This window comes from Micromonospora sp. Mcm103, from assembly GCF_024519755.1.
GTDB lineage: Bacteria > Actinomycetota > Actinomycetes > Mycobacteriales > Micromonosporaceae > Micromonospora > Micromonospora aurantiaca.
Map to the genome: position 1 here is coordinate 1 of NZ_JALJRJ010000004.1, position 22,912 is coordinate 22,912.

Annotated in this window: 20 protein-coding genes; 13 read left to right on the top strand and 7 right to left on the bottom strand. The window is 71.3% G+C overall.

The window, feature by feature from the left end; translation table 11 throughout:
* Window positions 1–51: 51 nt before the first annotated feature.
* Together purB and OC439_RS07170 are read right to left on the bottom strand one after the other, a co-directional pair.
* The gene (purB, locus tag OC439_RS07165) at window positions 52–1,476 is read right to left on the bottom strand and encodes an adenylosuccinate lyase (RefSeq protein ID WP_262012765.1); all 1,425 of its coding nucleotides are present in this window, start codon (window positions 1,474–1,476) and stop codon (window positions 52–54) included.
* Between the two features lie 435 nt (window positions 1,477–1,911).
* Complete coding sequence (locus OC439_RS07170; protein ID WP_262012766.1) at window positions 1,912–3,042, bottom strand: hypothetical protein; 1,131 nt, start codon at window positions 3,040–3,042, stop codon at window positions 1,912–1,914.
* 263 nt (window positions 3,043–3,305) lie between these two features.
* Between OC439_RS07170 and OC439_RS07175 the strand changes: the two genes are divergently transcribed.
* Window positions 3,306–4,733 carry a tetratricopeptide repeat protein gene (locus OC439_RS07175; protein ID WP_262012767.1) on the top strand — a complete coding sequence of 476 codons (1,428 nt, stop codon included), beginning with the start codon at window positions 3,306–3,308 and terminating at the stop codon, window positions 4,731–4,733.
* A 177-nt stretch (window positions 4,734–4,910) separates the two neighbouring features.
* On the opposite strand, the gene OC439_RS07180 is transcribed toward OC439_RS07175, so the two are convergent.
* Entirely contained in the window at window positions 4,911–6,203 is a 1,293-nt protein-coding gene (locus tag OC439_RS07180) for an acetyl-CoA C-acetyltransferase (RefSeq protein WP_262012768.1), read from the bottom strand.
* 55 nt (window positions 6,204–6,258) lie between these two features.
* Between OC439_RS07180 and OC439_RS07185 the strand changes: the two genes are divergently transcribed.
* From OC439_RS07185 to OC439_RS07215, 7 genes are all read left to right on the top strand, one after another.
* A complete protein-coding gene (locus OC439_RS07185) occupies window positions 6,259–7,617 on the top strand; it encodes a 3-oxoacyl-ACP reductase (RefSeq protein ID WP_262012769.1) in 1,359 nt (452 codons plus the stop codon).
* A complete protein-coding gene (locus OC439_RS07190; RefSeq protein ID WP_262013014.1) occupies window positions 7,617–8,684 on the top strand; it encodes a MaoC/PaaZ C-terminal domain-containing protein in 1,068 nt (355 codons plus the stop codon). The genes OC439_RS07185 and OC439_RS07190 overlap by 1 nt, the downstream gene beginning before the upstream one ends.
* Before the next feature lie 80 nt (window positions 8,685–8,764).
* Window positions 8,765–9,523 carry an NUDIX hydrolase gene (locus tag OC439_RS07195; RefSeq protein WP_262012770.1) on the top strand — a complete coding sequence of 253 codons (759 nt, stop codon included), beginning with the start codon at window positions 8,765–8,767 and terminating at the stop codon, window positions 9,521–9,523.
* Complete coding sequence (locus tag OC439_RS07200; protein ID WP_262012771.1) at window positions 9,520–10,461, top strand: serine/threonine protein kinase; 942 nt, start codon at window positions 9,520–9,522, stop codon at window positions 10,459–10,461. Before OC439_RS07195 ends, OC439_RS07200 begins: the two co-directional genes overlap by 4 nt.
* Window positions 10,462–10,471: 10 nt before the next feature.
* Entirely contained in the window at window positions 10,472–11,431 is a 960-nt protein-coding gene (locus OC439_RS07205; protein ID WP_262012772.1) for a hypothetical protein, read from the top strand.
* Window positions 11,428–12,687, top strand: a complete 1,260-nt coding sequence (locus OC439_RS07210) for an adenylosuccinate synthetase (RefSeq protein WP_262012773.1) — start codon at window positions 11,428–11,430, stop codon at window positions 12,685–12,687. Before OC439_RS07205 ends, OC439_RS07210 begins: the two co-directional genes overlap by 4 nt.
* A 24-nt stretch (window positions 12,688–12,711) precedes the next feature.
* Window positions 12,712–13,326, top strand: coding sequence for a DedA family protein (locus OC439_RS07215; protein ID WP_262012774.1), 615 nt, complete (start codon window positions 12,712–12,714; stop codon window positions 13,324–13,326).
* A 37-nt stretch (window positions 13,327–13,363) separates the two neighbouring features.
* Here the strand turns inward: OC439_RS07215 and OC439_RS07220 are convergent, their stop codons facing one another.
* Together OC439_RS07220 and OC439_RS07225 are read right to left on the bottom strand one after the other, a co-directional pair.
* Window positions 13,364–14,008: a response regulator gene (locus OC439_RS07220; protein ID WP_262012775.1), complete on the bottom strand. Its 645-nt coding sequence runs from the start codon at window positions 14,006–14,008 to the stop codon at window positions 13,364–13,366.
* Window positions 14,005–15,147 (bottom strand): sensor histidine kinase, encoded by a 1,143-nt coding sequence (locus OC439_RS07225; RefSeq protein ID WP_262012776.1) that lies wholly within the window; start codon window positions 15,145–15,147, stop codon window positions 14,005–14,007. Before OC439_RS07225 ends, OC439_RS07220 begins: the two co-directional genes overlap by 4 nt.
* A gap of 160 nt (window positions 15,148–15,307) precedes the next feature.
* On the opposite strand from OC439_RS07225, the gene OC439_RS07230 reads away from it, so the two are divergent.
* The gene (locus OC439_RS07230) at window positions 15,308–15,970 is read left to right on the top strand and encodes a DedA family protein (protein ID WP_262012777.1); all 663 of its coding nucleotides are present in this window, start codon (window positions 15,308–15,310) and stop codon (window positions 15,968–15,970) included.
* Here OC439_RS07230 and OC439_RS07235 read toward each other — a convergent pair.
* A complete protein-coding gene (locus OC439_RS07235) occupies window positions 15,960–16,598 on the bottom strand; it encodes a TetR/AcrR family transcriptional regulator (protein WP_262012778.1) in 639 nt (212 codons plus the stop codon). The two genes, OC439_RS07230 and OC439_RS07235, sit on opposite strands and share 11 nt — an antisense overlap.
* Window positions 16,599–16,676: 78 nt before the next feature.
* Between OC439_RS07235 and OC439_RS07240 the strand changes: the two genes are divergently transcribed.
* From OC439_RS07240 to OC439_RS07255, 4 genes are all read left to right on the top strand, one after another.
* The gene (locus OC439_RS07240; protein ID WP_262012779.1) at window positions 16,677–17,129 is read left to right on the top strand and encodes an SCP2 sterol-binding domain-containing protein; all 453 of its coding nucleotides are present in this window, start codon (window positions 16,677–16,679) and stop codon (window positions 17,127–17,129) included.
* A 1-nt stretch (window position 17,130) separates the two neighbouring features.
* Complete coding sequence (locus OC439_RS07245) at window positions 17,131–18,345, top strand: acyl-CoA dehydrogenase family protein (RefSeq protein ID WP_262012780.1); 1,215 nt, start codon at window positions 17,131–17,133, stop codon at window positions 18,343–18,345.
* A 164-nt stretch (window positions 18,346–18,509) separates the two neighbouring features.
* Window positions 18,510–20,075, top strand: coding sequence for an AMP-binding protein (locus tag OC439_RS07250; protein WP_262012781.1), 1,566 nt, complete (start codon window positions 18,510–18,512; stop codon window positions 20,073–20,075).
* Between the two features lie 75 nt (window positions 20,076–20,150).
* Complete coding sequence (locus OC439_RS07255) at window positions 20,151–21,650, top strand: N,N-dimethylformamidase beta subunit family domain-containing protein (protein WP_262012782.1); 1,500 nt, start codon at window positions 20,151–20,153, stop codon at window positions 21,648–21,650.
* Here OC439_RS07255 and purD read toward each other — a convergent pair.
* Window positions 21,634–22,881: a phosphoribosylamine--glycine ligase gene (gene purD, locus OC439_RS07260; protein WP_262012783.1), complete on the bottom strand. Its 1,248-nt coding sequence runs from the start codon at window positions 22,879–22,881 to the stop codon at window positions 21,634–21,636. The genes OC439_RS07255 and purD overlap by 17 nt on opposite strands.
* Window positions 22,882–22,912: the final 31 nt, after the last annotated feature.

Sequence of the window (22,912 nt, forward strand, 5' to 3'; positions counted from 1 at the left end):
GATAGTTGCGGTGTCACACGGGCCGGGTGACCCGCTCCCACATCATCACTGTCAGAGGATGGGGGGCGGGGAGTAGGCCGCCGCCTCGGGGTGGGATTCCACCACCTTGGTGATTCTTGCGGTCACCCGAGTGACCTGGTCGGTGGCGGCGCCCACGAACGCGTTGCGGTCGGCGACCAGGGTGTCGATCTCGGCCCGGGTGAGGCCCAGCCGGCCGTCCGCAGCGAGGCGGTCGAACAGGTCGTTCTCGGCCGCGCCCTTCTCCCGCATCGCCAGCGCCACGGCGACCGCGTGCTCCTTGATCACCTCGTGCGCGACCTCCCGGCCGACACCCCGGCGCACTGCTGCCACCAGGATCTTCGTGGTGGCGAGGAACGGCAGGAAGCGCTCCAGCTCCCGGTTGATCACCGCCGGGTACGGGCCGAACTCGTCCAGCACGGTGAGGAACGTCTGGAACAGCCCGTCGGCGGCGAAGAAGGCATCCGGCAGCGCGACCCGGCGCACCACCGAGCAGGAGACGTCACCCTCGTTCCACTGGTCACCGGCCAGCTCGCCGACCATCGACAGGTAACCCCTGATGATCACCGCGAAGCCGTTCACCCGCTCCGACGAGCGCGTGTTCATCTTGTGCGGCATCGCGCTGGAACCGACCTGGCCCGGCTTGAAGCCCTCGGTGACCAGTTCCTGGCCCACCATGAGCCGGATCGTGGTCGCCAGCGAGGACGGCGCGGCGGCCACCTGGGCCAGCGCGGCGACGACCGCCATGTCGATCGAACGCGGGTAGACCTGGCCGACGCTGTCCAGCACTCGGCTGAACCCCAGATGCTCGGCCACCCGGCGCTCCAGCTCGGCCACCTTGCCGGCGTCGCCGTCGAACAGGTCGAGCTGGTCGGCGGCGGTGCCCACCGGCCCCTTGATCCCCCGCAGCGGGAACCAGCCGATCAGGTCCTCCAGCCGCTCGTACGCGATCAGCAGTTCCTCCGCCGCCGACGCGAAGCGCTTGCCCAGCGTGGTGGCCTGCGCGGCGACGTTGTGCGACCGGCCGGTCATCACCAGGGCCGAGTACTCGCCCGCGTGCCGGCCCAGCCGGGCCAGCGTGGCGACCACCCGGTCCCGGATCAGCTCCAGCGAGGCACGGATCTGGAGCTGCTCGACGTTCTCGGTGAGGTCGCGGGAGGTCATCCCCTTGTGCACGTGCTCGTGCCCGGCGAGCGCGCTGAACTCCTCGATCCGGGCCTTCACGTCGTGCCGGGTGACCCGCTCGCGCGCCGCGATCGAGGCCAGGTCGACGTCGTCGACCACCCGCTCGTACGCCTCGACGACCCCGTCCGGCACCGGCACGCCGAGGTCACGCTGGGCCTTGAGCACCGCCAGCCAGAGCCGGCGCTCCATCCGGACCTTCTCCTCCGGCGACCAGAGGGCGACAAGTTCGGGCGAGGCGTACCGGTTGGCGAGCACGTTCGGGATCGTCGTCACGTACCTCAGTCTTTCATGACGCCCGGGCCGGGCCCGGCGACGCCGGTACCCGGTCCGGCCTGTGGGCGGGCCGGACCGGGACACACCGTCAGCCCAGCCGGATCTCCGGGTCCAGCGCGACCGCGACCATCTCCTCGACTGTCATCACTCTGCTCAGACACTGCATTCGCCTAGGACAATGAGCGCCCTCTACGACGGGGTCTCTGTTACTAGTACGGCAGCTATCGACGCCGGAGACCGGCGGCGCCGCGAGTCACCTGACTCAAAGAACCCAGAGAGCCTGTCGACATCCGCCCAAGATCCAAGGGCCGTCGACACATCAATTATCTTGCACGTCCGGCCCGCCTCGCCTCGGCTGCACCGATTCCGCCCCTCCTCGAAAGCGCGTCACCACCGCGCGGACCGGGTGCGTGGAGGCTGCATGATGGGCGCCGTTCACTTGAAGTCAGCACTTTGGAGTGGATCGCGAAAAAGACAAAGCTGCACATTCCATATGATAGATGGCGCTTCAGGTGAGTCAGGAGCGGGGTACATGCGCCGTGCCACCAGTTCGCTATAGAACATGAAGCACTGCTCGCTAGGACCGGAGCGTTCCGTCTGGAGCACCCACATCCCGGCCCCATTTGAGTCTACCGTGACGGGGTGGGAGGTAAGGTAGTCCATTACGGTTTTTCCATCACGCTGCCGCTGGTGAGGGTTGTGGTAGATGCGCATGTCGACCGTTGAACCGGGGGCGTACCCTCCTACCGCCAGGCGAATTGTGTCACCCGGCTTTGCCACTATAAATGCACCATAGTCAGGCAAGCCATAAGCATCATTAACGTAACCCATGAACTGCGGGCTCGACGCGGCACGCACTTCAATCGCAGTAGACACTGTGATTCCATTTTGAATAGCAGCAACGGTATACAGGCCCATCGGATCTGACCGAACACGCCTGAACGGGACGGCATTAAATGCGTCAAGATCGCCAGGGTTCATTTGACGCGACTCGAAGATCCTTCCCGCTGGGTCGCGCATCTCGAGAGTAACCTCGCCTTCCGGGGCATAACCGTAGACGCACACATCCAGCACGTCTGGGGCAGCCATAAAATCGAGGTCGGGGCGGTTCTTGACTGCGACCGAGAAGGTGGTGATGCCAAAACCGCAAACGTCGCCGCCGCCTTGGAAATATTCAAGCTGCGACGCGATGCCCGGCGGGACAGGATCACTCCTTGACAACACACCACCAATCGGGATGTGGCCGCGCGGGGGCATCGGGGGAAGCGGCAATGCCGAGCCCTGTGGATTCCGGCCGCCATCTCCACTAGACGATCCTGAACCGGGGCGCAATGTTGGCTTGACGGGAAATCGACCGGGATTTGGCAGGGGTTCGGGAACCGGCGCTCCACCACCTGGCGACTGCGAGGCAGAAGACATACCCGTATCGACTGAGCTAGACGGCGTAATGCTGATCTTGGGTTCGGTGCTTTTCGATGCAGTTCCCCCGTCCGTCTTCTCATCCGCCGTTGTTGCCAGGGTCGCGATCAAACCCAGCGCTACTACAAGAGCCGTGGCGACAAGCACCCTTTTCCTCGTGTCCAAGCGTTCACCCCAGGTCCACTGGATCCGCGACACCGGATGTTATCGCACGGGCCAATGACCCGAAAGCCCGAGAGTCAGATAGCCGTCGTTTCGCCTATGGTGCGTTCATGACAAAGGCAAGCGAGGACCCCGACGCAATATCAACTTCCGAAAGGTCCGATACTTGCACGGGGGCAGCATCTGACAGTCCGGCCGAATCGGACTTATCGCGTGGCACGATCGCTCAACTTCGAGGTCTCCCATCGGTGGAGTCGCCAACCCCCCGTGACGAAGATGCCGAGAATGGGCGCGCAAATGCGGATGAGAAACCATCGCCCCCCATTCGATTGGCGCTCACGACTAGCGACCTTAATGAGAGGTTCGCCAAGTGGCGTGATAAGAGCGCGACGCGCTGGTCAATATCCATATCCCTGATCACCATTCTGTGCGGAACTCTAGGCACCTTGTCCGATTGGCAGGGCGCAAAACCCGTATTTCCCTGCTGGGTCAAACGAGAGCAAAAGATCAACGAGCCCTACGGCATTGCCGTGGCAAATATAGGCGTTCGGCGCGAGGACGGGCAACGCTGGTCAGACATGGAGAAGAAGAATGCCAGTGATATCAATGAGAGCCTCTTCAAGCAGGTTTCTAGCAGCTTCGAAGATCGCTCCGGACAGGTTGGCATCGGTCAAACTTGCAACCGAAATATCCAATCAGATCAGGAACGAGAGACATACCTCTCTGAGGTGCAGAAAAAGCTTGATGCCGAGCTAGCGGTCTCATTGACTTTAACGCCTAGCGGCCAACGAGTCAGAGTGGAAATCGAGGCAAGCATTGGATCGCAGGGTGGATGGAACGAAGCGCAGGAGCTAGCGGGTTACTATAAATTCAATGCGGGCCTGGTGGGCGATTCCCTAGAGATTAGAACAAGTATCGCGAAGGCATCTGTAGGGGAGCTTTTAGTTCCATACATCACCCTTCTCCGCGCGATCGCCGAGTACGCGAATTCGGACTACGGTGTCGCCAAAGACACCTTAAGTAAAGTCCTCGCAACACCCGGAATCTCCGATGACCTAAAACGATTGGCGCTAGTCCTGAAGGGCAACACAGAGGGGCGCCTCGGTGGCACTGGATCAACCGAGAGGGCAGCAGCCGCCTATACAGCCGCCCTTAAAACAGACAGGGGTTACGTAAGGGCTATTCTCGGACTCGCTGAAATCGACTACCAAACGGGCCTGTCCAAAATTAGGAGCACCGGCGGCCCCAGATGCGAAGGCAAGCTTACCTCTCAAGCGAAAGCCCACCTTGCCGCCGCACTCGACAAATATGAAGGCGTCTATAGATCTGCGGCTACGTCTCGCGTTCCAGACGTTGACGCTAGAGCGAAATTTGGTATTGGTCGAACGTATGCATGTCTGCTGAGGTCGGGCGACCGCAGCAAGGCCGAGGCCGCTCTGGAGGCGCTCAAGTACGTGACCGCCAGATTTGAATCCGACAGGAAGAAGGTTTGGCTACGGGCGACGGCATCCGGCGCCTACGGTGAAACAGCGCTAATTTACTGCGGGCAGGGACGCAGAGAAGAGGCCCTCGCTTACTATGCGAAAGCATATGAGTGGGCTGTGGATGAGACGCGAGCCAGAGACTATGACGACGCCCGCAGGAAAATTAGCACGAACCGGCGTTACTGCTCCTGAGAAGTGCGCTGTAGGCCACCATTGGCGCAGCGGCTCCAGCCGGGCGGTCACGTAGTCGCGGAACTCCTCGTCGCGCCCGGTCACGAAGTGCCACCCCTTGCTCGCCTCATGCCCAGGGGACGGAACGAGCCGGCACGCGGGTTGCCCGCCCGGCGCAGAACCGGGCGGGCGTCCTCGTCAGCGCTCCAGGATCGCTGTCACGCCCTGCCCGCCTGCCGCACAGATGGAGATCAGGCCGCGCCCGCTCCCCTTCTGATCCAGCAGCTTGGCGAGCGTGGCGACGATCCGGCCGCCGGTGGCGGCGAACGGGTGCCCGGCCGCCAGCGACGAGCCGTTGACGTTCAGCTTGTCCCTGTCGATCGAGCCGAGCGGGGCGTCCAGGCCCAGGCGCTCCTTGCAGAACTCCGGCGACTCCCAGGCCGCCAGCGTCGCCAGCACCTGCGAGGCGAACGCCTCGTGGATCTCGTAGAAGTCGAAGTCCTGGAGGCTCAGCCCGGCGCGGGCCAGCATCCGGGGCACCGCGTACGCGGGGGCCATCAACAGGCCCTCGTCGCCGTGCACGAAGTCGACGGCGGCGGTCTCGGACCAGGAGAACCAGGCCAGCACCGGCAGGTTGTGCGCCTTGGCCCACTCCTCGGACGCGAGCAGCACCGTCGATGCGCCGTCGGTGAGCGGCGAGGAGTTGCCGGCGGTCATGGTGGCCCGCTCGGCGTCCGCACCGGAGGCGCCGAAGACCGGCTTGAGCGAGCCGAGCTTCTCCAGGCTCGTGTCCGGGCGCAGGTTCTGGTCGCGGGTCAGCCCCAGGTAGGGGGTCATCAGGTCGTCGAAGAACCCCTTGTCGTACGCGGCGGCGAGCCGCTGGTGCGAGCGCAGCGCGAGTTCGTCCTGCGCGGTCCGGTCGACGTTCCAGCGCAGCGCCGTGCGGGCCGCGTGCTCACCCATCGACAGTCCGGTACGCGGCTCGGCGTTGCGCGGGATCTCCGGCTTGAACGGCTGGTGCGGGCGCAGCTTCGCCGCGATCTTGAGCCGTTCGCCGAGCGTACGGGCCGAGTTGAGCTGGATCAGCGTGCGCCGCATGTCCTCGTTGACGGCGAGCGGCGCGTCCGAGGTGGTGTCGACGCCACCGGCGATGCCGACCTCGATCTGCCCGAGGGCGATCTTGTTGGCGACCAGGATGGCCGCCTCCAGCCCGGTGCCGCAGGCCTGCTGGATGTCGTACGCGGGGGTGTGCGGGTCGAGCCGGGAGCCGAGCACCACCTCACGGGTGAGGTTGAAGTCGCGGGAGTGCTTGAGCACCGCGCCAGCCACCACCTCGCCGACCCGCTCGCCGGCCAGCCCGAACCGGGCGACCAGCCCGTCGAGCGCCGCACCGAGCATGTCCGCGTTCGACGCGTGCGCGTAGCGCGAGTTGGACCGGGCGAAGGGGATGCGGTTGCCCCCGATGACCGCGACCCGCCGGACACTCTGCACGATCGGCCTCCCTCGAAACTGTTGCCCGAACCCTACTCGCCAGTAGGCTACGCCTATGACCGACAGGTACGCGAGCTTCGTCCAGACGGGGGCCGGTCGCGCGCTGGTCAAGCGCCTCGGGCTGCCCGACCCGCCCCGACTGCGCCGGCACACGCCGGGCGACCCGCTCGTTCCCGGGCCGGTCCTGCTCGGCTCCTCGGCCGGCGGCCGGATCGCCGAGCCGGCCGGCAAGATCCTGACCGCCGCCGGGGTCGAGCTGGCCGATCCGGTCGCCGCCCACGACGCCGACCGCCGCTTCGCGGCCCTGGTGTACGACGCCAGCGGCATCACCGACTCCACCGGGCTGCGCCAGCTCTACGACTTCTTCCACCCGCAGGCCCGTTCGCTGGTGCCGAGCGGCCGGGTGATCGTGCTTGGCACCCCGCCGGCCGAGTGCGGCTCCCCTCGGGAGGCTACCGCCCAGCGTGCGCTGGAGGGCCTGACCCGCAGCATCGGCAAGGAGTTCGGCCGGGGCGTGACCGCCCAGCTGGTCTACGTGACACGCGAGGGTGACGCCGGTACCCCGGTGAGCCTGGAGTCCACGCTCCGGTTCCTGCTCTCCGGCCGGTCCGCGTACGTCTCGGGCCAGGTCGTCCGCGTCGGCACCGGCACCGCCGTGGCGCCGGCCGACTGGGACCGGCCGCTTTCCGGGCAGGTGGTGCTGGTGACCGGCGCGGCCCGGGGCATCGGCGCGGCACTGGCGAAGGTGCTGGCCCGCGACGGCGCCCAGGTGGTGGCGCTGGACATCCCGGCGGCCGGGGACGAGCTGGCCGCTGTCGCGAACGAGATCGGCGGCAGCGCGGTGCAGCTCGACCTGACCGCGCCTGATGCGCCGACGCGGCTGGCGGAGCATCTGGCGTCCCGGCACGGCCGGGTCGACGTGGTGGTGCACAACGCGGGCATCACCCGGGACAAGACGCTGGGCCGGATGGACGCCGACCGGTGGGACTCGGTGATCGACGTGAACCTGTCCAGCCAGGAGCGGATCAACGACGTACTGCTGGAACGCGACCTGATTCCGGCCGGCGGCCGGATCGTGTCGGTCTCGTCGATCGCCGGGATCGCCGGCAACCGGGGGCAGACCAACTACGCGACGAGCAAGGCCGGCGTGATCGGCCTGGTCGACTCGCTCTCGCCGGTGCTGCGCGAGCGCGGGATCAGCCTGAACGCCGTGGCGCCGGGCTTCATCGAGACCCGGCTGACCGCGCGCATCCCGCTGACGATCCGCGAGGCGGGACGGCGGATGAACAGCATGGCCCAGGGCGGCCTGCCGGTGGACGTGGCCGAGACGATCGGGTGGCTCTCCTGGCCGGCGAGCGGCGCGGTGAGCGGCAACGTGGTCCGGGTCTGCGGCCAGAGCCTGCTGGGGGCGTGATGGCACCCCGTGACCACGAGGACGACGACCTGACCCTGCACGACCTGATCGAGGGCCCCACCCGAGACCTGACCGCCGCCCGAGCCGCCGCCCTAGCCCGCACGCAGGCCCGCCCCTCCTCCGACGATCATGAAGTTGACGGCACTTCTGGAGATCCACAGGGCAGCCAACCTCATGATCGACGGGGTGAAGCGGTGGGGCCGGAGGGGCGGCGGCGGGTCGCGCTGGAGCGGCTGCCTGCCAGTGGGGCGCTCTATCGGCGGGCGCTGCTGGGAGTGGTGCCGGGGGTCGGGGGGCGGCGCGGGGCGGACGTGCCGGGGCTGGAACTCGCCGTCGGTGGGGTCGCTGTGGATCAGCGGCATCTGGCGGACTACGACCGGGTGTGCGGGTTCCGGCTGACCGACCGGCTGCCGGCGACGTACCTGCACGTGCTCGGGTTCCCGCTGTCGCTGCGGCTGATGACGAGCCCCGGCTTCCCGATCCCGCTCACCGGCGTGGTGCACGTGGCCAACCGGATCACCGTGCACCGTCCGGTCGAGGCCGGCGAGAGCGTCGACTTCCACACGTACGCGGAGAACCTGCGCCCGCACGAGCGGGGCCGCCAGCTCGACGTGGTGCTGGTCGGCTCGATCGGCGGCGAGGAGGTGTGGCGCGGCGTGTCCACGTACCTCGGGAAGGAGCGTGCGTCCGGCGGCGGCCCGCGGCGCGACCGGGGTGACCGCCCGGCGCCGCCCGCCGCCTCGGCCCGGTGGCGGGTGGCCCCACGGGTCGGTACGGACTACGCGCGTGTCTCCGGCGACCACAACCCGATCCACACCTCGAAGCTGGGCGCGCGGCTGTTCGGCTTCCCGCGCCCGATCGCGCACGGCATGTGGAGCAAGGCCCGCTGCCTGGCCGCGCTGGAGCCCCGGCTGCCCGAGGCGTACACGGTGGACGTGTCGTTCAAGCTGCCGGTGCCGTTGCCGTCGACTGTGGCGTTCAGCGCCTCGGCGACCGGCGCGGGCTGGGACTTCGCACTGCACAGCGCCCGGGACGGAAGGCCACATCTGACCGGTTCGGTGCGCTGAGCGAAAGAGGGGACTTGCCGTCCCCTCTTTTCGGCGCTAAGTTGTTCTCAGATTGAGTTGTTCTCAACCTGAGAGAGTGAGTGACCGTGAACGAGCAGGAGTTCCTCGCCGGGTACGACCCCCGGGACTACCCGGCGGTCGCGGTCACCGTCGACGTGGTCGCCCTGACCATCCGCGAGGGCGCGCTGCACCTGCTGCTGATCCGCCGCGGCGCGCCACCCTACGAGGGGCACTGGGCGCTGCCCGGCGGCTTCGTCCAGCCGGACGAGGACCTCGCCGCGGGCGCCCGGCGCGAGCTGGCCGAGGAGACCGGCCTCGGCGGCGAGCGGCTGCGCCGGGTGCACCTGGAACAGCTCGGCAGCTACGGCGCCCCCGACCGCGACCCCCGCATGCGCGTGGTCTCGGTCGCCCACCTGGCGTTCGCCCCCGACCTGCCCGACCCGGTCGCCGACACCGACGCCGACGAGGCGATCTGGCTGCCGGTCACCGCGCTCACCAGCCGGCAGCTCGCCTTCGACCACGGCCGGATCATCTCCGACGGCCTGGAGCGCGCCCGCTCCAAGCTGGAGTACACGCCGCTGGCCACCCGGTTCCTCGCCCCCGAGTTCACGATCACCGAGCTGCGGGAGGTCTACGAGACGGTCTGGGGCCACCCGCTGCACGCCGGCAACTTCCACCGCAAGGTGCTCTCGGTGCCCGGCTTCGTGGAGAGCACCGGCGCCAGCACCGAACGCGGCGGCACGCGCGGCGGCCCCCGGGCCAAGCTCTACCGCGCCGGAGACGCCCGGCTGCTGCACCCGGCGCTGCTGCGCCCCGCCCGGGAGGAGACGGTGCGGTGAGGACCGAGGAGGCGATCCGGCTGGTCACCGCCGCGCGTACCGACGCCGACCTGTTCGGCACGCAGGAGCCCGCCCGCCGCTACCGCGAGCTGGTCGGCGCGCTGCACCCCGACCGGCTGGGCGCGGCCGACCCCGGGATACGCGCCGCCGCCGCCGAAGCGCTGGTCACCGTCACCACCCGGTGGCGCACCCCCGCCCCGATGTACGTCGGCGACGTCGCCGACCTGCACGACCACGGCGACGGACGCCTGCTCAAAGTGGCCCGGCACCCCGGCGACAACGACCTGATGGCCCGCGAGGCGCGCGCGTTGCGCCGGATCGCCGAGCGCGGCGACGCCAAGCACCTCGCGTACGTGCCCCGGCTCGTTGACTCCTACCCGGCGCGCGACCCGTCGACCGGCGTGCAACGGCAGGTCAACGAGCTGGTGACCGTACCCGGACTGCGCAGCCTCGACGACGTGCGCCGCGCGTACACGGACGGGCTGGACCCGCGCGACGCGGCCTGGATGTGGCGGCGGCTGCTCGTGGCGCTCGGCCTGGCCCACCGGGCCGGCGTCGTGCACGGCGCGGTGCTGCCCCGGCACGTGCTGATCGAGCCGGACGCGCACGGCGTGGTGCTCGTCGACTGGTGCTTCTCGGCCGAGCCGGGCGGGCTCGTGCCGGCGCTGGTGCCCGGCCACGAGGACTGGTATCCGCCGGAGGTCGCCGCCAAGCGGCAGTGCGGCCCGGGCACCGACATCGCGATGGCCGCCCGCTGCATGACCTGGCTGATGGGTGACCGCGCGCCCCGCGAGCTGCGCGCCTTCGCCGACGGCTGCCAGGGCACCGCGCTCGCCACCCGGCCGGACGACGCCTGGCGGCTGCTGCGCGAACTGGACGAGGTGCTGCACCGGCTGTACGGGCCGCGCACCTTCCGACCCTTCACCCTCAACCCGTAGGGAGGCTGCCATGGGCAGTGGAATCTGGTCCACCGACGTGTACGACGCCGCCGACCGTTACCGGCGCCGCACCGGCAAGAGCGCGTTCTCCTACAGCGACAGCGGCGCACGGAAGGTGCACCCGGCGCTCGACCCGCGCGACGCGCTGCGGGAGAGCCGCGACTCCGCCGAGCACCCGCAGTCGACGCCGATCGCCGTGCTGTTCGACGTCACCGGCTCGATGGGGCACGTGCCCCGGGTGCTGCAGAGCAAGCTGCCGCAGCTGCTCGGCCTGCTGCTGCGCCAGGGGTACACGAAGGACCCGCAGGTCATGTTCGGCGCGATCGGCGACGCCACCTGCGACCGGGTGCCGTTGCAGATCGGGCAGTTCGAGTCCGACAACCGGATGGACGACGACCTCGGCCGGATCGTGCTGGAGGGCGGCGGTGGCGGCCAGATGATGGAGTCGTACGAGCTGGCGCTGTACTTCATGGCCCGGCACACGGCCACCGACAGCTGGGACAAGCGCGGCCGGCGCGGCTACCTGTTCATCATCGGCGACGAACTGGCGTACCCGGCGGTGAAGACCGCTGAGGTGAGCCGGCTGATCGGCGACGACCTGCGCGAGGACGTGCCGGTCCGGCAGATGGTGGACGAGGTGACCGCGCGCTGGGACACCTACTACCTGCTGCCCGCCGGCAGCCACTACGCGGGCAACCGCAAGGTGCTGGACTTCTGGCGTGGCCTGCTCGGGCAGAACGCGGTCGAGCTGGACGACCTGGACGCGGTCTGCGAGACGATCGCGCTCACCGTCGGCCTCGGCGAGCAGGCCATCGACCTGGACGCCGGGCTGCGCGACCTGGACCGGGCCGGCTCCACCGCCACCCGTACCGTCTCGAAGGCGCTCGCCCGGCTCGGCTCCGACCGGCGCGCGGTGGCGACGCTGCCGTTCAGCCCGGCCGACGGCGCAAGCGGGGTCACCCGGCTGTGAACCACGTGATGGTGGTCGACCTCGGCTACGGCGACGCCGGCAAGGGCACAGTGGTGGACCTGCTCTGCGCCACCCGGCAGGTCCACACGGTGATCCGGTTCAACGGGGGCGCGCAGGCGGCGCACAACGTCGTCCTGCGCGACGGAAGGCACCACACGTTCGCGCAGCTCGGCGCCGGGACGTTCCGTCCGGGCGTACGGACACACCTGGCGCGGCACGTGGTGGTGGACCCGCTGGCGCTGGCCGCCGAGGCCGACCACCTCGCGTCGGTCGGCGTGCCCGACGCGCTCGACCGTCTGACAGTGGACGGGGAGGCGCTGCTCGCCACCCCGTACCACCGGGCCGCGAATCGCGCCCGGGAGATCGCCCGGGGAGCCGACCGGCACGGCTCCTGCGGGCTCGGGGTGGGCGAGGCGGTCGCGTACGGCCTCGCCCACCCCGACGAGGCACCCCGGGTGGCGGACTGCCGCCGCCCGGCGGTGCTGCGCCGGCGGCTGACCGCGCTACGGGACCGGCTCACCGCCGAGCTGGGCCCGCTCGACGCGCCGCCGGTGGAGGACTGCCTGCCCGCGTACGCGGCCTTCGCGCGCCGGGTGGCGATCGTCGACCGGACCTGGCTGGCATCCGCGCTGCGCGAGGGCACCTGCGTGTTCGAGGGCGCCCAGGGGGTGCTGCTGGACGAGTGGCACGGCTTCCACCCGTACACGACGTGGAGCACCACGACGTTCGCCAACGCCGAGACGCTGCTCGCCGAGGCGGGGATGGCCGGGACCGCGCAGCGGCTCGGCGTGCTGCGCACGACCACCACCCGGCACGGTCCGGGACCGCTGGTCACCGAGGACGCGGCGCTGCCGTTCACCGACCGCCACAACGGGACGAACCCCTGGCAGGGCCGGTTCCGGTTCGGGCACTTCGACGCGGTCGCCCACCGGTACGCGCTGGAGGTCGCCGGTGGCGTCGACGGGCTGGCGCTCACCCACCTCGACCTGGCCGGTCCGGAGCTGCGGATCTGCCGCCGGTACGAGGGCCTGGACCGGCTCGTCCCGGGGCCGGCCGGTGACCTGGACCGGCAGGCGGCGCTCACCGAGCGGCTGATGCGGGCCCGGCCGGTGCTGGACGAGTCGCCCGCCGACTGGCCGGCTGCGGTCTCGGAGGCGCTGGGGGCGCCGGTGGTGCTCACGTCGCGCGGGCCGACGGCCGAGGAGAAGGAAGGGCCCCTTGTTGACGCCTTTTGTATGGGAAGGGCCCCTGCTTAACACCGCACCACCGAGCATGGGTGCATGGGGGACGTGCTCGACCTGCTGCACCACACGGTGACGTCGCCGTGGGTGTATCTGGTGATCATCGCGGTCACCGCCGTCGACGCGTTCTTCCCGGCGGTCCCCGGCGAGACCGTGGTGATCACCGCCGGGGTCTTCGCGGCCGGCGGCGAGCCGAACCTGGTGCTGGTGATCCTGACCGCCGCGCTCGGCGCGCTCGTCGGCGACCACGTCTCGTACGCGATCGGGCGCGGCGGCGGCGCGCACCGGCTGGCCCGCTTCCCGGCGGACAGCAGGCGGCGGGCCAGTTCGGAGTGGGCCCGCCGGGCGGTCGACAGGCGCGGCGGGATGATCCTGACCACCGCCCGGTACGTCCCCGGCGGCCGGACCGCGGTCACGCTGACCATGGGCGCGGTCCGCTACCCGGCGCGCACGTTCCTGCTGTACGACGGCCTGGCGTGCACCACCTGGGGGGTCTACTGCGGGCTGCTCGGCTACTTCGGTGGCCTGGCGTTCGAGCACAACCCGCTGTCCGGGCTGCTCGCCGGCGTCGCCATCTCGCTGGCGGTCACCGGCCTGTTCGAGGCCGTCCGCTGGGGCCGGCGTAGAGCTCGGACCCGGGCCGCCCGCCGCTGACCCCGCCGCGGCCGGATCCGGCGCGGTTCCGGGGCCGTCAGTCCAGCAGGTCGGCGTCGTGCACGAGGATGGCGAGTTGCACCCGGTTGGCCAGGCCGAGCTTGGCCAGCGCACGGCTGACGTGCGTCTTCACGGTCGCCTCGCTGGCGCCGACCCGGCGGCCCACCTCGGCGTTCCCGTCCCCCCGGGCCACCTCGCGGACGATCGCCGCCTCCCGCTCGGTCAGCCGGGACAGCCGCTGCCGGGCGGCCTCCCGGCGGGCCGGACCGCGCTCGGCGAAGGAACTGATCAGTCGCCGGGTCACCGTCGGCGCGAGCATGGCGTTCCCGGCGGCGACGGTCCGTACGGCGGCGGCGAGGTCCCGGGGCGGCGTGTCCTTGAGGAGGAAACCGACCGCGCCGGCCCGGAGCGCCTCGTGCACGTACTCGTCCAGGTCGAAGGTGGTCAGCATGACCACCTTCGGTCCGGCGGCCACGATCCCGGGGGCGGCGGCCAGCCCGTCGACGCCGGGCATGCGGACGTCGAGCAGCACCACGTCGGGGCGCAACCGTACGGTGGCGGCCAGCGCCTCGGCCCCGTCCGCGGCCTCGCCGACCACGGTGATGTCCGGCGCGGCCTCCAGGATCAACCGGAGCCCGGCGCGGATGAGCTGCTCGTCGTCCGCGAGCACGACGCGGATCACGACGTCTCCCCGGCCGGGACCAGCGCACGCAGCAGGAAGCCCCCGCCGGGGATCGGCCCCGCCGTGAGCCGCCCACCCGTCAGCTCGACCCGTTCGCGCAGGCCGACCAGGCCGAGCCCGGCACCCGGAAGCACCGGATCGCGACGGTCGGACCGGTCGTTGCGGATGGTGACCTCGACCCCGTCGGCCAGGTGCCGCAGGCGTACGTCGACCGCCGCGTCCGGGGCGTGTTTCCGCACGTTCGTCAGCCCTTCCTGCACCACCCGGTGCACGGTCCGGGCCACGGCGTCCGGCACCGGCCCGGGCGTTCCCTCGTCCGACCGGCTCACCCGCAGTCCGGCCGCGCGCGACTCGCGGACCAGATCGTCGACCGTGTGCCAGCCCGGCGCCGGGAGCGGCCGTTCCTGACGCAGCACGCCGAGCACCTCCCGCAGGTCGGTCAGGGCGGCCCGGCCCGTGGACCGGATCAACGCGGCCGTCTCGACCGTGGCGGGATCGGCGGTGGTCACCTCAAGCGCACCCGCATGCACCACCATGAGCGAGACCCGGTGCGCCACGACGTCGTGCATCTCCCGCGCGATCCTGGCCCGTTCCTCCGCCCGTACCCGGTCGGCCTGCGCCTCCTGCTCGCGCTCCAGCCGCTCGGCCCGGTCCCGCAGGGCCGCCAGGGCGTCCCGGCGGGCCCGGATCCAGAGCCCGACGATCGCCGGAGCGATCACCAGCCAGGCGTAGAACACCACCGCGTTTCCGGGGGTCGCCATGACCATGCGGCGTTCGCCACCCACCGCGCTGCCGACCGCCATTCCCGTGAGCATGACCGGGAGCGTCCCGAACAGGTACGCGGCGAGCTGCCGCCCCCGCAGTCCGGTGCCGGCCCGCCAGGACGTGACCACGACGGCCGCCCAGGCGGCCAGGACCAGCCAGCACACGGCGGCCGCGGCGGGCAGCACCCAGCGACGTGACGAGAGCACCGAGGCACCGGTGGCCAGCGCGAGCAGGAGGATCACCGCGGGCGGCAGCGGCGAGCGCACGCCGAGCCCGCCGGTCGCCGAGGCCCAGGTGGCGGCGGCCACCGTCCCGGCCAGCAGCACCGGCAGGTACGGTTCGACGCGCCGGACGGCGCCCGCCCAGGCGGTCACCCGACGAGCCTAGGCCCGGCGGGCCCGCGACGGCACCGGGCTCGGGGAGGGTTGGGTGCCGACCCCGAGACCACCTCGGGGTACGGCACGACGAAAGTGCACCCTCCGGGCCGACCGACGGCAGATTCCGTCGGCGCCCGGCCGGACCAGCATCGACGCCATGGATGCCGCTCTCGAACTGCTCCACGACACGATCTCGTCGCCCTGGGTCTATCTGGCGTTGTTCGCCATTGCCGTGGTGGACGGGTTCTTCCCCGTCGTACCGAGCGAGACAGCTGTCATCACGGCAGGCGTCTTCGCGGCCACCGGCCAGCCGGACCTGCCGCTGGTGATCGGCGTGGCGGCGCTCGGCGCGCTGGTCGGCGACCACGTCTCCTACGCGATCGGCCGGCACGGCGGGGCTCGGCTGCTGGACCGGCTGCCACGGGAGAGCCGTCGGCGGGCCGCTGTGGACCGGGCCCGGCGGGGAATCGCCGTGCGCGGCGGGCTCATCCTCACCGTCGCCCGGTACGTGCCGGGCGGCCGGACCGCCGTCACCCTCACCATGGGCGCGACCCGCTTTCGCCGGCGGCGGTTCCTCGCCTTCGACGCGCTCGCCGCCGCGACCTGGGGCACCTACTCGGCGTCGGTCGGCTACCTCGGCGGGCTCGCCTTCGAGCAGGACCCGATCCGGGGACTGCTGTTCGGTCTGGGGCTGGCCCTGACGGTGACGCTCGTGGTGGAGATGGTGCGCTGGGCGCGGGGCCACCGCGCGCCGCAGGTGTCAGGAAGGGGCCCTTCCTCTGCCGGAGGCGTTAAGAAGGGGCCCTTCCTTACGCCGTAGGCGGGTGCCAGGTGACGCCGCGCAGGAGCTGGTCGGCGCCGAGCCAGGCCACGTTCATCATCCGCGTCGCGGTCTTCCCTGCGTCCGCCTCGGGGTGGTCGGCCAGCCAGTCGGCGAGCGACTCGCTGGCACCGACCAGCCCGTACGCGACCACCTCCAGGTCGGTGGCGCCGACCTCGCGGCCGGAGGCGCGCAGCGCGTGGTCGAGCATCCCGGCGACCACCTCGACCAGCCGGTCACGCATGGCGGCGAGTTCGGCGGCGAACGGCTGGGAGCCGCGGGCCTGCCGGTAGAGCACCGCCCAGCCGTCGCGGTGTGCGCCGACGAAGCCGAAGAACGCGCGCAGCCCGCGCCAGAGCCGCTCGTCGGCGGGCAGGTCGGGGGCGGCGGCGCCGGCGATCGCCTCCATCATCCGGGTGCTCTCCCGGTGCAGGCAGGCGATGAAGAGTTCCTCCTTGGTGCCGAGGTAGGCGTACACCATCGGCTTGGAGATGCCGGCGTCGTCGGCGATCTCGTCCATGCTGGCGGCGTGGAAGCCGCGGCGGGAGAACACCTTCACCGCCGCGTCGAGCATCTGCTGCTCGCGTACGGCGCGTGGGAGGCGCTTGAAGGTCGGCGTGCTGGACACCCTTGCGAGCATACCTACCCGTGCGTAAGGTTACGCCAGAGTAACCAAAGTGGCCCCGCCCGAGAGGTGCAATCCCCCATGACTGACTTCGACCCGGCCAACTTCGCGAACGTCGGCCCGAAGGAATTCGCGCAGCTGGTCAAGTCCACGCCGGACGCCAAGATCAACGAGATCATGTCCGGCGACTCGCGCGGCAAGATCCTCAGCGAGGTCTTCAACCGGATGCCCACGCTGTTCCGCGCCGACCGCGCCGGTGCCACGAACGCGGTCATCCACTGGAACATCACCGGCCGTCCGGACGGTGGCACCGACACCTACGAGATCGTCATCGAGAACGGCACCTGCACCGTCTCGGAGACCGCGACCCGCGACCCGAAGCTGAGCCTCACCATGGGCCCGGTCGAGTTCCTGAAGATCGTCTCCGGTGGCGCCAACCCGGTGATGATGTTCATGACCGGCAAGCTGAAGGCCAAGGGCGACCTGGGCCTGGCCGCCAACATCGCCAACCTGTTCGACATCCCCAAGGCCTGACATGGCCGAGTTCTCGCTCGACCTGAACGAGGAACAGCGGGACCTTCGCGACTGGGTGCACGGCTTCGCCGCCGAGGTCGTGCGCCCGGCCGCGGCCGAGTGGGACGCCCGGGAGGAGACCCCCTGGCCGATCATCCAGGAGGCCGCGAAGGTCGGCCTGTACGGGTTCGAGTTCCTCGCCACCTGCTGGGCCGACCCCACCGGCCTCTCCCTGCCGATCGCCAGCGAGGAACTCTTCTGGGGTGACGCCGGCATCGGCCTGAGCATCTTCGGCACCTCCCTCGCGGTCGCCGCGATCTACGGCGCCGGCACCCCCGAGCAGCTCGTCGAGTGGGTGCCGCAGTGCTTCGGCGACGTCGACTCCCCGGCCGTGGCCGCGTTCTGCACGAGCGAGCCGGAGGCCGGGTCCGACGTCGGCTCGATGCGTACCCGCGCCGTCTACGACGAGGCCACCGACGAGTGGGTGCTCAACGGCCAGAAGGCGTACGCCACGAACGGCGGCATCGCCGGGGTGCACGTCGTGACCGCCTCGATCGAGCCCGAGCTGGGCTCGCGCGGCCAGGCCGCGTTCGTCGTACCCCCTGGCACTCCCGGTCTGACCGCCACCCGCAAGCTGCGCAAGCTGGGGCTGCGCGCCTCGCACACCGCGGACGTCTTCCTCGACGACGTCCGGGTGCCCGGCCGCTGCCTGCTCGGCGGCAAGGGCGCGCTCGACGAGCGTCTGGGCCGTGCCCGGTCCGGGCAGCGCGCCTCCGGTCAGGCGGCGATGCGGACGTTCGAGCTGTCCCGCCCGACAGTCGGCGCGCAGGCGCTCGGCGTGGCCCGCGCCGCCTACGAGTACGCCTTGGACTACGCCAAGGAGCGGGTCCAGTTCGGACGCCCCATCATCGCCAACCAGGCGGTCGCGTTCGCGCTCGCCGACATGAAGATGGAGATCGACGCGGCCCGGCTGCTGGTCTGGCGCGCCTCCTGGATGGGCCGCAACAACCGGCCGTTCACCGCCGGTGAGGGCTCGATGTCCAAGCTCAAGGCCGGTGAGGTGGCCGTCTCGGTGACCGACAAGGCGGTCCAGCTCCTCGGCGGCGCCGGCTTCCTGCGCGACCACCCGGTGGAGCGGTGGTACCGGGACGCCAAGATCTACACCATCTTCGAGGGCACCTCCGAGATCCAGCGGCTGGTCATCTCCCGGGCCATCTCCGGGATGCAGATCCGCTGACCGCCGGCGGGCCGCGGCCCGACCCGTGACGCCTCGTGCCGTCGCGGGCCGGGCCGCCGCTCCCGGGCCGACCCGAACCGCGATCGGGCACAAGATCATGCCGAACCGGACGCCCGACCGTCCGGAGCCTGGTCGACGAACCACGAACGCGAAGGAGTTGCGCCGTGGACCTGCCGTTCATCGCCGCCACGCTGACCCGACGTGGACTGCTCGCCCCGGGCGGACCGATCCGCGTGGTCTCCCAGCTCAACGCGCTGCGCCGGTGGGGCTGGAGCCTCGCCGGGGAGCTGCGCCAGGCCGCCGCCCGCGACCCCGGCCGCGTCGCTGTGGTCGACGAGCAGGGCGCCACCATGACGTACCAGGAACTGCTCGACCGCTCCGAGCGGCTGGCCCGGTCGCTGCGCTCCCACCTCGGCGTGCAGACCGGCGACCGGGTGGGCGTGCTCTGCCGCAACCACCACGGCCTGATCGAGGCGATAGTCGCAGCGATGCTGCTCGGCGCGGACGCCGTCCTGGTCAACACCGGCCTGTCCGCCGCGCAACTGGTGACTGTGGCCGAGGAACAGGGCCTGCGCGTCCTGGTGCACGACGGCGAGTTCACCGAGCGCGTCCTCGGCCTCCCGGCCGAGCTGCACCGGGTCGACGAGCGGGGGCAGGAGGAGCTGATCGCCGCCGCCGTACCCGGGGAGAAGCTCCAGCCGCCGGAGCGCGACGGCCGCACCATAGTGCTGACCTCCGGCACCACCGGCGCACCCAAGGGCGCCCGCCGGCCCACCCCGCACGGCTTCGGCCCGCTGGTGTCCATCATCGACAGGATCCCGCTGCACGCGAAGAACACCGTGATGATCGCCGCGCCGATCTTCCACACCTGGGGGTACGCCGCACTCCAGGTCTCGTTCGCGCTGCGCGCCACGGTCGTACTGCACCGGCGCTTCGACCCGGCCGCCACGCTCGCCGCGCTCGTCGACCAGCGGTGCGACGCGATGTTCGCCGTACCGGTGATGCTGCAACGGCTGATGGAGGTCGCGCCACCGCAGCCCCGGCCGCCGCTCAAGGTGGTGGCGGTCAGCGGATCCGCGCTGCCCGGCAACCTGGCCACCGCCTTCATGGACCGGTACGGCGACGTGCTCTACAACCTCTACGGCTCGACCGAGGTCTCCTGGGCCTCCATCGCCGGCCCGCCCGAACTGCGCGCCGCGCCCACCACCGCAGGCCGGCCGCCGCACGGCACCCGGCTGGCCATCCTGGACGAGACCGGCCGGCCGGTCCGCGACGGCGAGGTCGGGCGGATCTTCGTCGGCAACGAGATGCTGTTCGAGGGCTACACCTCGGGCGCCGGCCGGGAGAGCCGCGACGGTCTGCTCGACACCGGCGACCTGGGCCGGCTCAACGCCGACGGACTGCTCTTCGTCGACGGCCGGGCCGACGACATGATCGTCTCGGGTGGTGAGAACGTCTTCCCGTCCGAGGTGGAGGACCTGATCGCCCGGTTGCCGCAGGTCCGCGAGGTCGCGGTGATCGGCGTACCGGATCCCGACTACGGTCAGCGGCTGGCCGCGTTCCTGGCGCTGCGGGCCGGCGAGACGCTCGACCCGGAGGCGGTCCGCGAGTACGTCCGGCGCTACCTGGCCCGCTTCTCCGTGCCCCGTGACGTGGTGTTCGTCAAGTACCTGCCGCGCAACGCCACCGGCAAGGTGCTCACCCGGGAGCTGCGCCGCTACTTCGATTGATCAACAACGGACAGACAGCGCCGGCCGCCGGTGCTACCTTGTCTCCCGACCGGACGGGGAACGGGGAGCACCACAATGGACCGGTTTCGGCGGCGTACCGCGCTCGGCCTCCTCGTCGGCGGCGCGTCCGCCGCCGCGCTCGGCTCGTTCGACCCGGTCCACGGCCGGCCCGACGACCCACCCACCCGCTGGCCGGTTCCGCCCGTCGAGCGGGAGAACCGCGCCGCCGGTGAGCCGTGGTGGCCCGAGCACGGCGGCCGGGCCGCCGACGACCGGCGGCGTCAGATCCAGGGGTACGCCTCGACGACGAGCGTCGCCCCCGGCGAGGTGATCGATTTCCACGTCGCCGTCAACCCGGGCGGCCGGTTCCGGATCAGCGTGCACCGCATCGGCTGGTACGACGGCGCGGGCGCCCGCACGATGCTGACCAGCCCCGAGCTGAGAGGCGAGCCGCAACCGGTGCCGGTCGCCGACCCGGACACCGGTGCGCTCGACTGCCGGTGGCCGGTGTCCTGGCGCCTGCCCGTCCCGCACGGCTGGACCTCCGGCCTCTACCAGGCGGTCTTCACCTCGGCCGGCGGCTGGCGGGCGTGCACGCCGTTCGTGGTGCGCGACGACAGGCGCCCGGCCGCGCTCTGCGTGGTGCTGCCGGTGACCACCTGGCAGGCGTACAACCAGTGGCCGCGCGACCGGCGGGTCGGCAAGAGCCTCTACAACGGCTACCGGACCGACGGGCGGCGCGACCCGGCGCTGCGGGCACGCGCTGTCTCGTTCGACCGCCCGTACGCCGACGCGGGCCGGCCCACCCACTTCGACCGCGACGAGGCAGCGGTCCGGTGGCTGGAACGCAACCTCTACGACGTCAGCTACGCCACCAGCTTCGACCTGCACTCCGGGCGACTCGACCCGGCGCGGTACCGGGGCCTGGTGTTCTGCGGGCACGACGAGTACTGGTCGGCCGAGATGCGCCGCGCCACCGAGGTCGGCCTGGACGGGGGCACCAGCCTCGCGTTCCTCGGCGCGAACAGCGTCTACTGGCACGCCCGCGTACGGCCCGCCGCCGACGGCCGCCCCGAACGGGTCGTCGAGTGCGCCAAGACGCTCCCCGACCCGGGCGCCGGCACCGGCGACCCGACTGTGACGTGGCGCGACCTCGACCGGCCGGAACAGGCGCTGCTCGGCGTGCAGTACAACGGCATCGTGCTGACCCCGCAGCCGCTCGTGGTGCGCGGTGCCGACAACTGGGTGTGGTCCGGCACCGGCGTCGCCGACGGCGACCGCATCCCGGGCGTGGTCGCGGGCGAGGCGGACGGGCTGCACGCCGCCCTCGCCCGGCCCGCCGGGACCACGCTCAGCTCGTCGCCGTACCCGGCGCAGCAGGGCGGCCGGCGACTCCAGAGCAGCCACGTCTACGAGACGGCACGCGGCGCCGTGGTGTTCGCCAGCGGCACGCTCGGCTGGACGCTGGCCCTGGACCGGCAGGGACACCGCGACCCACGCATCGAGCGGGCCACGGCGAACGTGCTCAACCGGATGGCCGGCCGCCGGCGCGGGACCGTCAGCCCGGGATCGTGATCCGGCCGTCCACCGCCGCCGCCGCGATGTCGGTGCGGTGGTGGGAACCGGCCAGCTCCACGTCGCGTACCAACTCGTAGGCGGCGTCACGCGCGGCGGCCAGGTCCGGCCCGGTCGCCGTACCGCAGAGGACCCGGCCGCCGGCGGACCGCAACGTGCCGTCGGCGTCCCGGCGGGTGCCGGCGTGGATGATCCCGGCGCGGTCCGCGCCGGTGATCACATCACCGGTACGCGGGCCCGCCGGATAGCCGTCGGCCGCCACCACGACGGTGACCGCCGCGCCGTCGCGCCACCGCAGCGGCTGGTGCGCGCCGAGCGTGCCGGTGGCGGCGGCGTGCAGCAGCCCGCCGAGCGGCGTCTCCAGCAGGGCGAGCACGACCTGCGTCTCCGGGTCGCCGAAACGCGCGTTGAACTCGATGACACGCGGGCCGGACGGGGTGATCGCCAGGCCCACGTAGAGCAGCCCGGCGAACGGGGTGCCCCGGCGGCGCAACTCCGCCAGCGTCGGGTGCACCACGTCGCGCATCACGTCGTCGACCAGGTTCGGCGGGGCCCACGGCAGCGGCGCGTACGCGCCCATGCCGCCCGTGTTCGGCCCGGTGTCGCCGTCGCCGACCCGCTTGAAGTCCTGCGCCGGCAGCAGCGGCACCGCCGCCTCGCCGTCGGTCACCACGAACAGGGAGACCTCGGGACCGGACAGGTACTCCTCGATCACCACCCGGCCGCACTCCGCCGCGTGCCGCTCGGCGGCAGCCCGGTCGTCGGTGACCACCACGCCCTTGCCGGCGGCGAGCCCGTCGTCCTTCACCACGTACGGCGCGCCGAACTCGTCCAGCGCCTGCGCCACCGCACTCGCGTCCTCGCAGGTGTACGCGCGGGCGGTCGGCACACCGGCAGCGGTCATCACGTCCTTGGCGAACGTCTTCGAGCCCTCCAGCCGGGCCGCCTCCGCGCTCGGGCCGAACACCGCGATGCCCTTGGCGCGTACCGCGTCGGCGACGCCCGCCACCAGCGGCGCCTCCGGCCCGATGACCACCAGGTCGGCCGCGACCTCGACGGCGAGGGCCGCCACTGCCGCCGGGTCGGTGGGTGTCACCTCCCGAAGCTCGGCCACCGCGGCGATCCCCGGATTCCCCGGAGCCGCGACGAGCGCCTCGACAGCCGGGTCACCGGCGAGTCCGAGCGCGAGAGCGTGCTCCCGCCCACCACCACCCACAAGAAGTACGCGCACGACCGGCATCCTACTGACCACCCCACCCCAC